The 12,855-nt window shown below is 53.3% G+C and carries 15 protein-coding genes and 1 pseudogene; 6 read left to right on the forward strand and 10 right to left on the reverse strand.

Features of this window, described 5'->3' with window-relative positions; genetic code table 11:
- Nucleotides 1-114 precede the first annotated feature (114 nt).
- The 7 genes from HY272_07655 to HY272_07685 form a co-directional block, all read right to left on the reverse strand.
- A complete protein-coding gene (locus HY272_07655) occupies nt 115-528 on the reverse strand; it encodes a biopolymer transporter ExbD (GenBank protein ID MBI3772560.1) in 414 nt (137 codons plus the stop codon).
- 1 nt (nt 529) lies between these two features.
- On the reverse strand, nt 530-1,267 hold the full coding sequence (locus HY272_07660) for a MotA/TolQ/ExbB proton channel family protein (GenBank protein MBI3772561.1): 738 nt from the start codon (nt 1,265-1,267) through the stop codon (nt 530-532).
- A gap of 124 nt (nt 1,268-1,391) precedes the next feature.
- Nucleotides 1,392-2,051: an energy transducer TonB gene (locus HY272_07665; protein ID MBI3772562.1), complete on the reverse strand. Its 660-nt coding sequence runs from the start codon at nt 2,049-2,051 to the stop codon at nt 1,392-1,394.
- Between the two features lies 1 nt (nt 2,052).
- Complete coding sequence (locus HY272_07670; protein MBI3772563.1) at nt 2,053-2,736, reverse strand: Fe2+-dependent dioxygenase; 684 nt, start codon at nt 2,734-2,736, stop codon at nt 2,053-2,055.
- A 150-nt stretch (nt 2,737-2,886) separates the two neighbouring features.
- On the reverse strand, nt 2,887-5,124 hold the full coding sequence (locus HY272_07675) for a TonB-dependent siderophore receptor (GenBank protein ID MBI3772564.1): 2,238 nt from the start codon (nt 5,122-5,124) through the stop codon (nt 2,887-2,889).
- Between the two features lie 74 nt (nt 5,125-5,198).
- On the reverse strand, nt 5,199-5,372 hold the full coding sequence (locus HY272_07680; GenBank protein MBI3772565.1) for a hemin uptake protein HemP: 174 nt from the start codon (nt 5,370-5,372) through the stop codon (nt 5,199-5,201).
- Nucleotides 5,373-5,383: 11 nt separating this feature from the next.
- Nucleotides 5,384-5,569: a hypothetical protein gene (locus HY272_07685; GenBank protein MBI3772566.1), complete on the reverse strand. Its 186-nt coding sequence runs from the start codon at nt 5,567-5,569 to the stop codon at nt 5,384-5,386.
- 175 nt (nt 5,570-5,744) lie between these two features.
- On the opposite strand from HY272_07685, the gene HY272_07690 reads away from it, so the two are divergent.
- The 3 genes from HY272_07690 to HY272_07700 all read left to right on the forward strand — a co-directional run bounded on the left by HY272_07690 (nt 5,745) and on the right by HY272_07700 (nt 9,093).
- The gene (locus tag HY272_07690; GenBank protein MBI3772567.1) at nt 5,745-7,223 is read left to right on the forward strand and encodes a phosphomannomutase; all 1,479 of its coding nucleotides are present in this window, start codon (nt 5,745-5,747) and stop codon (nt 7,221-7,223) included.
- 259 nt (nt 7,224-7,482) lie between these two features.
- Nucleotides 7,483-7,707 (forward strand): CsbD family protein, encoded by a 225-nt coding sequence (locus HY272_07695; protein ID MBI3772568.1) that lies wholly within the window; start codon nt 7,483-7,485, stop codon nt 7,705-7,707.
- Between the two features lie 234 nt (nt 7,708-7,941).
- Nucleotides 7,942-9,093: a calcium:proton antiporter gene (locus HY272_07700; protein MBI3772569.1), complete on the forward strand. Its 1,152-nt coding sequence runs from the start codon at nt 7,942-7,944 to the stop codon at nt 9,091-9,093.
- A 224-nt stretch (nt 9,094-9,317) separates the two neighbouring features.
- Here HY272_07700 and HY272_07705 read toward each other — a convergent pair whose 3' ends face one another.
- Complete coding sequence (locus tag HY272_07705) at nt 9,318-9,467, reverse strand: lmo0937 family membrane protein (GenBank protein ID MBI3772570.1); 150 nt, start codon at nt 9,465-9,467, stop codon at nt 9,318-9,320.
- A 238-nt stretch (nt 9,468-9,705) separates the two neighbouring features.
- Nucleotides 9,706-9,873 carry a hypothetical protein gene (locus tag HY272_07710; GenBank protein ID MBI3772571.1) on the reverse strand — a complete coding sequence of 56 codons (168 nt, stop codon included), beginning with the start codon at nt 9,871-9,873 and terminating at the stop codon, nt 9,706-9,708.
- Nucleotides 9,874-9,972: 99 nt separating this feature from the next.
- Here HY272_07710 and HY272_07715 point away from each other — a divergent pair, with 99 nt between their 5' ends.
- The 3 genes and pseudogenes from HY272_07715 (at nt 9,973) to HY272_07725 (ending at nt 11,904) form a co-directional block, all read left to right on the forward strand.
- Nucleotides 9,973-10,362: a hypothetical protein gene (locus HY272_07715; protein MBI3772572.1), complete on the forward strand. Its 390-nt coding sequence runs from the start codon at nt 9,973-9,975 to the stop codon at nt 10,360-10,362.
- 2 nt (nt 10,363-10,364) lie between these two features.
- A pseudogene (locus HY272_07720) lies at nt 10,365-10,936 on the forward strand (tyrosine-type recombinase/integrase).
- A 176-nt stretch (nt 10,937-11,112) separates the two neighbouring features.
- Nucleotides 11,113-11,904 carry a methyltransferase domain-containing protein gene (locus HY272_07725; protein ID MBI3772573.1) on the forward strand — a complete coding sequence of 264 codons (792 nt, stop codon included), beginning with the start codon at nt 11,113-11,115 and terminating at the stop codon, nt 11,902-11,904.
- A 133-nt stretch (nt 11,905-12,037) separates the two neighbouring features.
- On the opposite strand, the gene HY272_07730 is transcribed toward HY272_07725, so the two are convergent.
- The gene (locus tag HY272_07730) at nt 12,038-12,790 is read right to left on the reverse strand and encodes a PEP-CTERM sorting domain-containing protein (GenBank protein ID MBI3772574.1); all 753 of its coding nucleotides are present in this window, start codon (nt 12,788-12,790) and stop codon (nt 12,038-12,040) included.
- Between the last annotated feature and the right edge of the window lie 65 nt (nt 12,791-12,855).

Below are 12,855 nucleotides of genomic sequence, written 5' to 3' on the forward strand. Positions count from 1 at the left end.
CCCCAACCCTCCCGCAAGCGGGGAGGGGGATACGCACAGATCGACCTTAAAACTTCTTCAGACTGGATCAATAGCGCTTAGCGTCTTTGCGTTGGATTTTCGCTTCGGTAGTAATTACCTTCCCGGCTCCGTCACAAATCCCAACTTCAAAATCCCCGCCCGCTGCGCGGCGGCCATGACCTGAATCACATGTTCGTAATCGACCTTGCGGTCGCCGCGAATGTGAATCTCCGGCTGCGGTTGCTGGCGGGCGGCTTGGGTGAGTCGGGTTTGCAAAGCCGCATCGTCGAGCAATGTGTCGTTCCAGTGGATGGCGCCGTCGGCGGTCACTGACATCATCACCGTCTCCGGTTTGATTTCATTGGGACGATTATCAGCACGCGGCAGATCCAGCTTCACCGAATGCGTCAGCACCGGCACGGTGACGATGAAAACAATCAGCAACACCAGCATCACATCCACCAGCGGTGTCATGTTGATCTCGCTCATTACCTCATCACCATCGGCCAAGTCGTTACCAAATGCCATCTCAGCGCCCTCCCACCAACGCGGCCACGACCACCTTGGCCGTGGACGAATTTGAACTGCGCGTCAGCGGCGCGCCGGTGATGAAATAGGCGTGCAGTTGATGGGCAAAGCGATTGAGGCGACCGAGTACCGTTTTATTACCGCGGATAAGTGCGTTGTAGCCCAGCACGGCGGGAATCGCCACGGCAAGACCGAGCGCGGTCATGATCAGGGCCTCACCCACAGGTCCGGCAACTTCGCCGATGCTGGCCTGACCGGCGGCGCCGATCCCAACCAGCGCGTGATAAATACCCCACACCGTACCGAACAGACCGACGAAGGGCGCGGTCGAACCGACCGAGGCGAGTAGCGACAGCCCGCTCTGCATCCGTTCCGTGGATTCGTCGATGGCGCCGCGCAGACAGGCGGTCAGCCAGTCGGCCAGACTCAACTGCCCATGAAGATCCGAGCGATTGTTGGCATGGTGATCCACTGCTGCCTTGCCCTCTTCGGCTAGATGGCGAAAGGGATTATGATGACGGTGGCCATTCAGGATGTGCAGCCCTTCGCCGAAACTCTGCGCATGCCAGAAATCTGCAGTCGCGTGAGCATAACGGCGCAGCTTCATCAGCCGCCAGACGCGGCTGACGATGACATACCAAGTGGCGATGGACATTATCAGCAGCAAAATGGCAATGCTCTTGATGACGAAATCGCCTTGCGCCCAGAGGGCGGCCAGTCCGTACGGGTAATCTGTCATTTTTTGTCTCCTTTGAAATTAACAATATTCACCACAGAGGCACAGAGTACGCAGAAGTGAGAGGTGCGCGCCATAACCATTACACATTTTCTTCTCTGTGCCTCTGTGGTGAACAGCCATAAAATCAGTGACCCAGCGCGAAAACGATGGGTTGCACATACCAGTAAGCGATCGCTGTATTACCACGCCGGGCCGGCACGTAGCGCCAGCGTTGCACTGCTTCGCGTGCGGCAGCATCGAGACGTGGAAAGCCGCTGGAAACTTTGAGCCTGATCCCGCCCACCGTGCCATCGGCGAGAATGTAGACATCGAACAACACTTGCCCCTGCTCGCCCAATCGCCGCGACAGCGGTGGGTAAACGGGTGCTGGATTATTGAGATGAGCCGCATCCACCCGCGGTGGAATTACCGGTACGGGTGCAATCTCAGCTTCCGCCGCTGCGGGCGCTGTAGCCGTCACTGGTGTTTCTGTTTTCGATTCAGTTGCTAATGATGGTTCAGGCTCGACCGGCGGCACGCTGATACTGTGCTCAGTCGGCAGCGCTTCGATTGGCGACATGGGCGATAACAGCGGACGTGATGACACTGTGTTAGGCCGGGGCGGCTGTGCGACAGGCGGCGCCACCAGTATTCCGCTCATGGTTGGCAACACCAGCGACAACCCGGGTTGCATGGCGTGGTTATTTAGCCACGCAATCAACATCAGGTGCGCGACGATCACCAGCATTAACGGCACGATCCGGTCGCTGCCATGTGCTTGCCAGATGGGATAAATACGCGTCATATCAGATCTCGGCCCACTTCCGTAGCAGATTGTGATAGGTGCCAGTCAGCCGGATGACGGGGTCAGTGTCGCCGTGCGCATGACGCAATTGCAGCAGCGCCATGTCCATTTCATAAAGCAGACGGCGCTGACCGGTATCGCGCACCATGCTCTGCATCCACATAAAACAAGCAACGCGGTGGCCGTGCGTCACCGGCATCACCTGGTGAATGGAGGTCGACGGATACACCACCATGCTACCCGCCTTGAGCTTGATGCGTTGACTGCCATACATATCCTCGATCACTAATTCACCGCCGTCGTAATTCTCGGGCTCGGCCAAGAACAATGTGGCAGAGACATCGGTGCGCATGTAACCGCTACCATCGGGCAGTGGCCGCATGGCATTGTCGACATGATTGCCGAAGAAGTTGGTGTCGCCGCCGTAGCGGTTAAACAGCGGTGGAAAGATCCGCTTCGGCAGCGCCGCCGTGAAAAACAGTGCATTGCGATTGAGTGCGCCCAGCACCGTGCGACGCAGTACCGGCAGATGTTCGGCATTCTCCGGTAGCTGCTGATTGTTTTTCACCTGGGCCGATTGTGTCCCGGCGGTGATCTCGCCATGGGCCCAGTGTGAACGCGCCAGCAACTCCTGCATAGTAGCCAATTCGCGCGCTGTCAGTACGTCGTCAATGGTGATGAGCATGATTTTCTTCCTTTATTGAAAAAAGCTTTTAGTTCCTTCTCCCTCAGGGAGAAGGTTAGGATGAGGGGAGATAGTCAAGCAGTAATGTGTTATCCATCCCTCACCCCAGCCCTCTCCCTCAGGGAGAGGGAGAACTTGTTTCAGCAACACCTAGAACTTATATTCACCGGACAGAATCAGCCTGCGCCCCTGGCCGGGCACTGCGAAACCACCGTTGTCGTACAAGGCGTCGTAGTAAACTTTGTCGAACAGATTTTGCACGTTCAATGTCAGCGTATACAGGCGCTGTTCATAACTCAGCATCGCATCCCAACGCACATACGCTGGTGCAGTGTTGGGATGGAACGCCGTGTCACCCGGCAGTGTCGGTATCGCCCCTGCGCCGCTCGGGTTAAAACCGTAGCGTTCGCCTTTCGCCTCGGCACCGCCACCGGCCTTCCAGCTGTTACCGAGCGTGTACGTCGTCCACACGTTGGCAGTGTAAGGCGGCGTGTTGCGCGCGCGTTGCCCCTGGTAACCGGCGTTGGCGACAGTGATCACGCCGGTAGTGGCGTTAACATTCTCAGCCACTTCCAGAATCTTCGCGTCCATCAGCGCCAAGCCGGCGAAGATTTCCCAGGCATCGGTGATGCGCCCGGCGACTTCGAACTCCAAACCGTTGGTACGGCGTTTCTTGGTCAGGATCGACGCCGTGGATTCGAGATCGGTATTACGTTCCCATTCCTTCTCGGCACGATAAAGCGCAGCGCGCAACGCCAAATCACCGTCGAGGAGCAACCACTTGGCGCCCAGCTCCAGCACCTGGCTGCGTTCCGGCGGCATCGGCGTCACGGTAAGCTGATAGAGATCCGCTGTCGGGCTGAAGGAGTCGCTCATGCTCAGGTAATAATGGGTTTCATCCACGGGATGGAAGGACAGCGCGGCACGCGTGCTCCACTCATCGTATTTCAGACGGGGCGAGGTGGCGCTGGAATAATCCGCATCCAGTTCGTCGCGACGTGCGCCCAGCGTGGCCTTCCACCTGGGAATGAACTCGACGGTATCTTGCGCATACACGGCATAGGAAACCGAATCGAACTCGACCGGCGTGCCCGTCGTGTTGGCCTGATACGGCAGATAGAACGGCGGATTGACGACGGTGGTACCCCCCACGTTCTGCAAACTGTGACGGAAGCTGTCTTCCTTGAAATATTCCGCGCCCACCAGGAATTCGTGCTTCATGCCCATCGCCTCGAAGGCGTTGTTGAAATCCGTCTGCAGGGTCAGGGTCTCGTAATCCATGGTCCGTGTCGGGCCGCCATTCGGAATACCACCGCCACCCAGCACGATCCCTTCCGCATTCGGCGCCTGAGTCAGGTTCGGCGTTCTCGCCCAATAGCTGCGTTCGTAATCGGCACTGCGCAATTGCGTGCGCCACGAACTACTCGGCGAGAAGTAATGGGTATATGTTGCAGTCGTGATGTTAGTCTCGCTCTCATCGAAATTGCGATCGGTGCCCCAGTAAGTGCTGGCGGGGAAATTGGTGCCCGGCTGGCGCGTGGCTGGATCGAAGCTGATACCGTAATCCGGTTTGTCATCGGTCTGCGTCAGGATGTGGCTCAGAATGAATTCATCGCTGGTGCCAAGGCCGAAACCGATGCTGGGTGCGATGCCATCGCGATGAAGTTCCGGCTCATTGCCATTGGCCGGATTGGAGCGCCAGCTGCCCTCGTCACGCGTCATCACATTCAGCCGCAGCGCCGTGGTGTCGCCAAGGCGCTGGTTGAAGTCACCGGTCAGTTGCCGGTAATCGTCAGTGCCGAGGCTGGCGCTAATCTTGTTGCGGTCGGCGAGGAATGGCGTCTTGCTCACCTGATTGATGACACCGCCGGCCTGGCCGCGGCCAAACAGCATCGCCGCCGAACCGCGCAACACATCGACCTGTTCCAGATTGAATACTTCACGGTTGTATTGGGCGGTATCGCGGATGCCATCGAGATACATGTCACCGAAGGTGTAGAAACCGCGCAGCATCATGTTGTCGCCCGAGCGACCGCCTTCAGCCGCGTTAAAAGTGAGACCCGAGACATTGCGCAACGCCTCGCGCAGCGAACTGGCCTTCTGCTCATCCACCAGCGTACGCGTCACCGTGGTGACGGCTTGCGGCACATCGTGCGGGTCCTGCAGGGTCTTGCCCACCCGCGTGGTGGTGGCGCGCAAGCCGTCCCGCGGAATCTCGGCGTCGGCATTCACCGTGACCGTGGGCAAGGCCGGCTCATCGGCGGGTTGTTCCTCAGCCATAGCGCCGAAGGACAATCCGGCCATCATGGCCGCCAAAGGCAACAGTCGAGCAGGTGGCTGGGATGAAAATTGTTTGGTGTTTCTGGCGTGCATCATTGCAGTCTCCATGTCGGAAAAATCAAATAAACATGGCTGGCTGCCTAGGGCGCACGCCCGAGGTGGCTGGCTCTTGAATGAAAATATTACTTGGTCAAAATCAGCTTGTTTTCCTTGGTCTGGCGCAAATTATATGTCTGTCCAGCGTGCAGGATCAGCACTTGGCCGCCACCGCGCAACAGCTCGCGGCTTTCAATCACTGGCAGCTGGGAAGACTTCATCTCCACCACTTTGATCGTTGGAACGGGTTGGGAATGCATAGGGTTATGCCTTACAGCAGCACGGGCCAGAAATCCAGGCCACCATGCTCAGGTATCATCAGCCCGCTGGGGATGTAGTTCCAGGTGACTTTTTCAGTGGCTATCCGGTATTCGCTCACCGCAGCAGTAGCATGATTGGCAAACCACATCGGGGCAAGGGCCGCCAGTCCTACCCATAAAACATTACGAAATTTCACGAACGCACTCCTAATCGTTACTACCTACGCCTTATTGCTAATGATAATACTTCTCATTTAGATTTGTTGTCAAGCTTTTTACAAGACAATGCATGGGTAACACCTAACGACAGGTAGAATATGGGCACCTCAACAGACCCAGGATTTCACGAGTCCACTCATGAGCCCCCAGATCATCACTATTGAAAACCTTATGCAAAGCAGCGGCGTCGGCTTTGGCACCAGCGGCGCACGCGGCTTGGTCACGGCAATGACCGATCGCGTGTGTTACGCCTACACGGTTGGCTTTCTGCAATATTTAAACACCATGGGTCAATTAAAAGCGGGCGGTGAAATTGCGATAGCTGGTGATCTGCGCCCCAGCAGCCCGCGCATCATGCGCGCCATCGGTGCCGCCATTACTGACCAGGGATATACCACTTTTAACGGCGGTATGATTCCCTCACCCACCATTGCCGCTTTCGGTATCGCGCACAAGATTCCCAGCATGATGGTTACCGGCAGCCACATACCGGATGATCGTAACGGCATTAAGTTCAATCGCTGCGATGGTGAAATACTAAAAGATGACGAAAACGGGATTCGCCAGCAACAGATTGTGATTCCCGAGAATCGATTCGATAGTCAGGGCAATTTTCTGGCCACAGAGGCATTTCACCTGCCAGCCATGGATAACCGCGCCCGTAATGAATACGTCAAACGCTATATCGATTTCTTCCCGCAGCAATGCCTGCACGGAAAAACGATCGCTCTGTATCAGCACTCCACCGTCGGCCGTGAAATCTTTGTCGATATTCTCGAAGCGTTGGGCGCTAAAGTCATTCGTCTTGGTTTTTCCAATACCTTTATTCCGGTCGATACCGAAGCTGTCCGCGCCGAAGATATCGAACTCGCAGCCAAATGGGCCAAAGAACATCCGTTTGACGCCATCATCTCCGCCGATGGCGATGCCGACCGGCCGCTGATTGGAGATGAACACGGCAAATGGCTACGCGGCGATGTTGCCGGGATTCTGTGCGCTCGTTACCTGGGCGCCACCGTGGTTGCCACCCCCGTCAGCAGTAACAGCGCTGTTGAAAAATGCAGCTACTTCCGCAACGTGCTGCGCACACGCATCGGTTCGCCTTATGTCATCGCCGCCATGCAACAGGCGCTTACCGACAAACAGACGATCGTCGTTGGCTACGAAGCCAATGGTGGATTTCTCACCGCATCAGACATTAACATAGATGGGCGAACGCTCACTGCCTTACCCACCCGCGATGCTATTCTGGTACCACTGACCATTTTGATGCTGGCACAGCAGAAAAATATTAGCGTTTCAAAATTAACCACCGAGCTGCCACAACGCTTCACAGCCAGTGATCGGGTAAAGGAATTCCCCACCACACTTAGTCAAAAACGAATCGCGGCGCTCAGTCATGAAGCGACCCAGATTGAAGACATTTTTGGAGCGCTATTTGGCAGCGTAAAAACCACTAATCAAATCGATGGTCTGCGCATCACCTTTAACAACGAAGAAGTTATTCACCTCCGACCTTCAGGTAATGCCCCTGAATTTCGCTGTTACAACGAAGCGGCGACTGAAGATCGCGCCTTGGAGATGAATCGGATTTGCATGAAGATTATTGAAAAATGGAAAAGTGAGGGGTAAATATTAAAAGTTTGGCCCCTCATAATTTTTACCTTTAATTTTTAGAGGTCGAATCGCTCAAGCTGGTTAGCGAATTGCTTGGGCGTAATAACCAGGATGGCGGCGACCACAAGTGCTTCCTCTGTGCCCTAACGCACAGACAAGGTTTTGAGTAAGCGGGATGATCACCTCCGCGGCCATAGAGACACAGGACAAAAATTCTGTCTGTCTGTCTGATGATGATAGTCGCAATTCTCAATCAACCACAAAGGAATCCAACATGAACTGGGACCGTATTGAAGGTAATTGGAAACAATTCAAGGGTAACGTCAAGCAACAATGGGGCAAGCTTACCGATGATCAGCTTGATGTGATTGCGGGTAAACGCGATATCCTGGCCGGCAAAATTCAGGAATCGTACGGCATCACCAAGGAAGAAGCGGAGAAGCAGCTTGCCGCATGGCAAGCGCGTCAGAAAGAAAAAGAAGTGGAACACTCCAAATGACATAGTGTGGGGTGGCATAGCGTGGGGGCACTCGCCCCCACGCTATGCATCACTGTTCACCACACCCATGAACAAAACCGTACATTGCCGCAATCCTAGCCATAACAAGCCTCGTATTCGGCGTTGGCACACTGGCACGAAACTGTCATTGACACTGAGTGCGACGCCGGATGATCCATCGTGCCTAACCACAGCACTGCACGTGCAAATTTCGCGTATGAGAACTGACCCACTATGAAATATCCGAACGTAGTGATCCCCGTCAAAAAAGTGGGCATGGGGCTGCTGCAGGAGTGGCCGCTGCTTGTTAATCTGGCGACCACACTGGTATTCCTCATCTTCGGCCAAAGCCTGCTTGCCGATCTTTCTCATCCGGTACGCTTCACAGTCATACTGACCTGGCTATTACTCACCATGCTTATTTCGGCTTTCGCAGTTGTGAGACATGCAGAAAGCCTGGCGGAGAAACTCCAGGAGCCACTGGGTACATTGGTATTGACGTTGTCCGTTACCGGCATCGAAGTGATGATCATCGTCGCAACAATGACGACCGGACATGGTAGCCCAACGCTGGCACGCGATGCGATGTTTGCGGTAATCATGATCGTACTAAACGGTATGGTCGGACTGACGTTACTGATCGGCGGGTTAAAGTACAAAGAGCAGGACTACAATCTTCAGGGTGCCAATTCCTTCCTGGCGGTCATTTTGCCGCTGGCCGTGATCGGACTTATTCTACCCAACTACACGAGTTCATCACCTGACCAGACATTTTCTCCGATCCAGGCAGCGTTCCTGATAATCGTATCAGTCGCCTTGTATGGTGTCTTTCTTACAATCCAAAACGGACGTCATCGTGCGTACTTTAGAGTATTACGCCCGACAGCGGAATCGGAAACTGCAAAACGGAAGTGGCGGATTGTCCATGAGATTCACTCGGTTCCGTATCATGTATTGCTGCTACTGGCATATATGGCGCCATTGGTGATCCTTTCCCGGCAACTCGCCGTGCCGATTGATTTTACGATTAGCGTATTAGGCGCGCCGGTAGCACTGGCCGGATTCCTGATTGCCATACTGGTACTCGCCCCCGAGTCATTCGGTGCGGTGCGTGCCGCGTTGACAAATGACCTGCAAAGATCTGTTAACATCCTGCTGGGATCGGTGCTCGCCACAATTGGGTCGACGATTCCTGCAGTTCTTACGTTCGGGCTGTTGTCACACAAATCGATTATTCTCGGTCTTGAGCCTGTCGACATCACGTTGCTGTCGTTGACTCTAGTATTAAGCACGATGACGTTTTCGAGCAGTCATACTAACGTACTTCTCGGCGCTGTCCACTTATTGTTGTTTTTCGCCTACCTTCTGCTTATTTTCCAGCGATGATTTGAGATATTCGCCGGCTCCATTTTCTCAAAAGAAATCGGGGTAAGTACCGGTATGAACTTGGGTCTTGCCTTCGCACCGATGGATTGAAATTTGTCCACCTGGGGAACCACTGATTTATTTGATCAAAGGGCGCAATATGCCGCGGCAATATTGCATCTCATGGCGAGCACAAATATATGCAATGCCCACTGGCCCAGTTGTATAGGTCTAATCCAAGGCCACTACACAACACGACGACCTTGAATGAGACGAATCAGAATCACCACGATGGCAATGACTAAAAGAATATGAATTAATCCACCCATAGTGTACGAGCTAACCAACCCAAGTAGCCATAGTACAATCAAGATGACTGCAATAGTCTCCAACATTTCCTACTCCTCTGTTAGTAAGTTGGCAACGATACGCACCGGAGCGGTGGTCAGCGATCACTGCCACTTGAATTCCCCAATATCATTAAAATTCTAATTTTCATTATTTATCTTCTACTACAATCTATAGTCCGCAATTAATGAGTTTTCAAGGCGGCACGGCCAAGAGGTGGGCTCACCTCGATTTCACGAGTGATTTTTTCTTTCAATTAAACTGGCAAACCCTGCGGTAAGTCCGTCAATTCATCAGCATGTTGCACTTCCACAGCCAATACCCTTTCGACAGACGGTCTGTACTGAGATCTTGTTCAATGAAGTGCTGGATAATGTCACAATAGCTATCGATGGCGATCAGTTCCGCTACCAGATCATCTTTGATCATATCGATCAGCGAATCGCCCGCCATGTATTCCGGGGAGTTTTAAAGGCAAAGTTAAAGGGGTCGGCCCAGCCGTGCTGGTAATAGTAGCAAAATTTTCAGCTATCGCGAGGAGGGTAAAAAGTGATGCCAGTGAAAACAAACCGAGTCCTACAATCCACGCGTCTGAGTGAGGCCAGAAAATGGCGCAGTCTGGCGGGGCTCTCCTGGTTCCTATTGTTGAGCGCATGCGCACAACCCTTGTCAAAATCTGAATCAATCTCCATTGATCAGCGTCTACAAAAACTCGAGGAGCGCGTTGAATCTCTGGAACGTCTTTACGCTATTGTGCCCTCTCATCCTTTACGCAGCCGCGCAGAAATCGAAGAGCGTATACAATCACTTGAGGCCGAGCGAGCTACACTGCTGGAGCAGTATCAGAGCGCGCACCCATATGTACGAGATATTGATCTGCGCCTGAGATTGCTGAAGTCGCAATTGAAAATACTGGATCAAGCTCAAACAACAACGAAATGAGCCTAGATTTCGAGTATCAGCAGATTGTAACCAGAGATGGCAAGGGCCAAAAATGCCGCGTTGTACCGTTGCCCAAGCGTTTGGCGGATTCTCTGAAAAATCATTTACAAAAGGTTCAGTAGCTACACACGGAAGATCTGAAACGCGGCTTCGGTGAAGTTTTATTACCCAATGCGCTAGAGCGTAAACATTCCAAGGCTGCCAAAGACTGGCGCTGGCAATATGTTTTTCCCAGCGGCAGGCTTTCGGTCGGTCCACGTAGCGGCATCACTCGGCCCCATCATATCGATGAAAGTAGATTACAGAAGGCAGTCAAACTCGCTGGGGACGTCGCTGTCATGCAAAAAAATTAAACTGTCACGCACTACGTCACAGCTTTTCCACGCATCTACTGGAATCGGGTTATGATATCCGTACAGTCGCCGCTCCTGCGCATCCATGCGCTCGCGGCATTCGCACATCCCTGTGCAGCACAGAGTTATTGTGGCACGCGGATGTTTCGACGACGATGATTTACACCCATGTGCTAAATCGCGGTGGGCACGGTGTGGTGAGTCCGCTGGATGGGTTGTGATCCTGGTGTATGACGTCAGATTACGGACTGATAAGTGCGCGCAAATCCCCCTCTCCCCTGCCCTCTCCCGCATTGCGGGAGAGGAGGAAACGGGTGTGAATGGAAAATTGTTTACCATGGCATGATTAATTTGTAATAGCATTGATTTTTACTGAAAAAATCAAGAGCATATTTTTATGAAACAAGATCGTAATTTCGACGACCTGTCACACAGGTTCAAGCGCAAGATCTATGACAGTCCGAAGGGGGTCATCCGTCTCGAAGTGGTGTGGGAAGATCTGTTGGAGTCGCTGCCGGAGTTACAGGGGCCTCCCTTACGTATTCTGGATGCAGGGGCTGGCATGGGGCAAATTGCGCTGCGCCTGGCCAAGCTGGGGCATGAGGTGGTGTTGTGTGACCACTCGACCGAGATGTTGCAGCTAGCAAAGCAGTGTTTCACCAAAGAGCTGCCATCTGCCAACATTCAGTTCATTCACGCCCCTGTGCAGCAGCTGCATGAACATATTGAAGGCCAGTTTGATCTGGTGCTGTTTCACGCGGTACTGGAATGGCTGGCGGAACCAGAAACAACGCTGCATACGGTGATGCGTTACTGTCGTCCTGGCGCGGCGCTGTCGCTGCTGTTCTACAATCGTCACGCGCTGGCCTATCTCAATCTGATCAAGGGTAATCTGCGCAAGGTGGCTGCGGGCGAGTTTCAGGGCAACCCACACAGTCTCACACCAACACACCCGCTCGACCCTGATGAGGTGCGCAGATGGGTGGAACAATCCGGCATGACCATCATCCGCAAAAGTGGCGTGCGTTTTTTCCATGACATGATGTGGCCGGACGCCCGTGAAAAATGTTCTCTCGAAAACATAGTGTTACTGGAACGACAACTGGCGCGGCAGGAGCCGTTTGCTTCACTTGGGCGTTATGTGCATTTGCTGGCACGTAGCGAAGTGGATAACGTTAGCAGCCGTTGAAAAAGTGATTTGAGTCCCTTCTCCCTGAGGGAGCGGATGTTTTTCAACAAGCTGTTAGTTGATCACTACCTGTCAAAGACATACAAAAAAGCCCCGCAATGCGGGGCTTCTCGTTTTACAACTAACGTTTCAATCACTCAGCAACACGCCGACGCGCTGCCGCCATTCCTAACAACCCAAGGCCCATCAACGCCAATACACTTGGCTCTGGCACTGTTTGCAGATTGGTTTTTTTCGTGGTGACGCTTACGTTCAAATTATCCATCGCCCATGATTCGTCATTGATATCTTGGTTGCCTGGCCCAAAAATATAAAATTCGATCGTTGCCGATGAAGCCGTGTGTGCAAAGTTGGCAAAGGTTGGATCGGCACCGAAGTTGTAAGCACTATCGGTGTAGTAACTGCCGGGGCCACTAAAACCAAGATCCTGATGTCGCGCCAGCTCCACGCCAGCAGGCGGAACATAGCTCTGAATCTGGCTTAAGAGTGCATTTGCAAATGATTCGCTGAACAGCGTCTGCCCGTCGAATACGATTTTAAAGAAATCACCTGCTGGGAAGGTACCAGTACCGTCAAGCGAGTCAATGGCCGCAAACAAGAATGAGAGGCTGATCGTATCGTGAGTAGGCAGGTTATTCAGCTGCAGCGTCACGGTATTACCGGTAGCACTGCGTAAGAAGTTTCCGCCAAATTGATTACCCGCAGGGCCAAGTCCGGCAAACCCCTGAACACCCGTGAGTGTTGCTGAACCCGGAGTAATTTCTGTCGGTAAGCTACCATCGAAATTCGTAGAAAATACCGTGATTGGCGCAGACAGTGCGGCACCCGAAAACCCGGCGCTCAGCGCAAGCACCGTTGCCGTAGCAAGAATCTTTTTCAACAACATTTTATCCCCCAAAATCGAAAGTTCGTGCCGCAATTCTGCGCGACACTTTTATCATCATCAGCTGA

Source organism: Gammaproteobacteria bacterium (assembly GCA_016200485.1).
Lineage (GTDB): Bacteria > Pseudomonadota > Gammaproteobacteria > Tenderiales > Tenderiaceae > JACQEP01.

Coding starts and splice junctions, on each gene's coding strand:
- HY272_07680 (MBI3772565.1), bottom strand. CDS start 5,372: ATGCATTCCCAACCCGTTCCAACGATCAAAGTGGTGGAGATGAAGTCT.
- HY272_07700 (MBI3772569.1), top strand. CDS start 7,942: ATGAAATATCCGAACGTAGTGATCCCCGTCAAAAAAGTGGGCATGGGG.
- HY272_07710 (MBI3772571.1), bottom strand. CDS start 9,873: ATGGCGGGCGATTCGCTGATCGATATGATCAAAGATGATCTGGTAGCG.
- HY272_07670 (MBI3772563.1), bottom strand. CDS start 2,736: ATGCTCATCACCATTGACGACGTACTGACAGCGCGCGAATTGGCTACT.
- HY272_07660 (MBI3772561.1), bottom strand. CDS start 1,267: ATGACAGATTACCCGTACGGACTGGCCGCCCTCTGGGCGCAAGGCGAT.
- HY272_07725 (MBI3772573.1), top strand. CDS start 11,113: ATGAAACAAGATCGTAATTTCGACGACCTGTCACACAGGTTCAAGCGC.
- HY272_07715 (MBI3772572.1), top strand. CDS start 9,973: ATGCCAGTGAAAACAAACCGAGTCCTACAATCCACGCGTCTGAGTGAG.
- HY272_07675 (MBI3772564.1), bottom strand. CDS start 5,124: ATGGAGACTGCAATGATGCACGCCAGAAACACCAAACAATTTTCATCC.
- HY272_07705 (MBI3772570.1), bottom strand. CDS start 9,467: ATGTTGGAGACTATTGCAGTCATCTTGATTGTACTATGGCTACTTGGG.
- HY272_07665 (MBI3772562.1), bottom strand. CDS start 2,051: ATGACGCGTATTTATCCCATCTGGCAAGCACATGGCAGCGACCGGATC.
- HY272_07695 (MBI3772568.1), top strand. CDS start 7,483: ATGAACTGGGACCGTATTGAAGGTAATTGGAAACAATTCAAGGGTAAC.
- HY272_07655 (MBI3772560.1), bottom strand. CDS start 528: ATGGCATTTGGTAACGACTTGGCCGATGGTGATGAGGTAATGAGCGAG.
- HY272_07730 (MBI3772574.1), bottom strand. CDS start 12,790: ATGTTGTTGAAAAAGATTCTTGCTACGGCAACGGTGCTTGCGCTGAGC.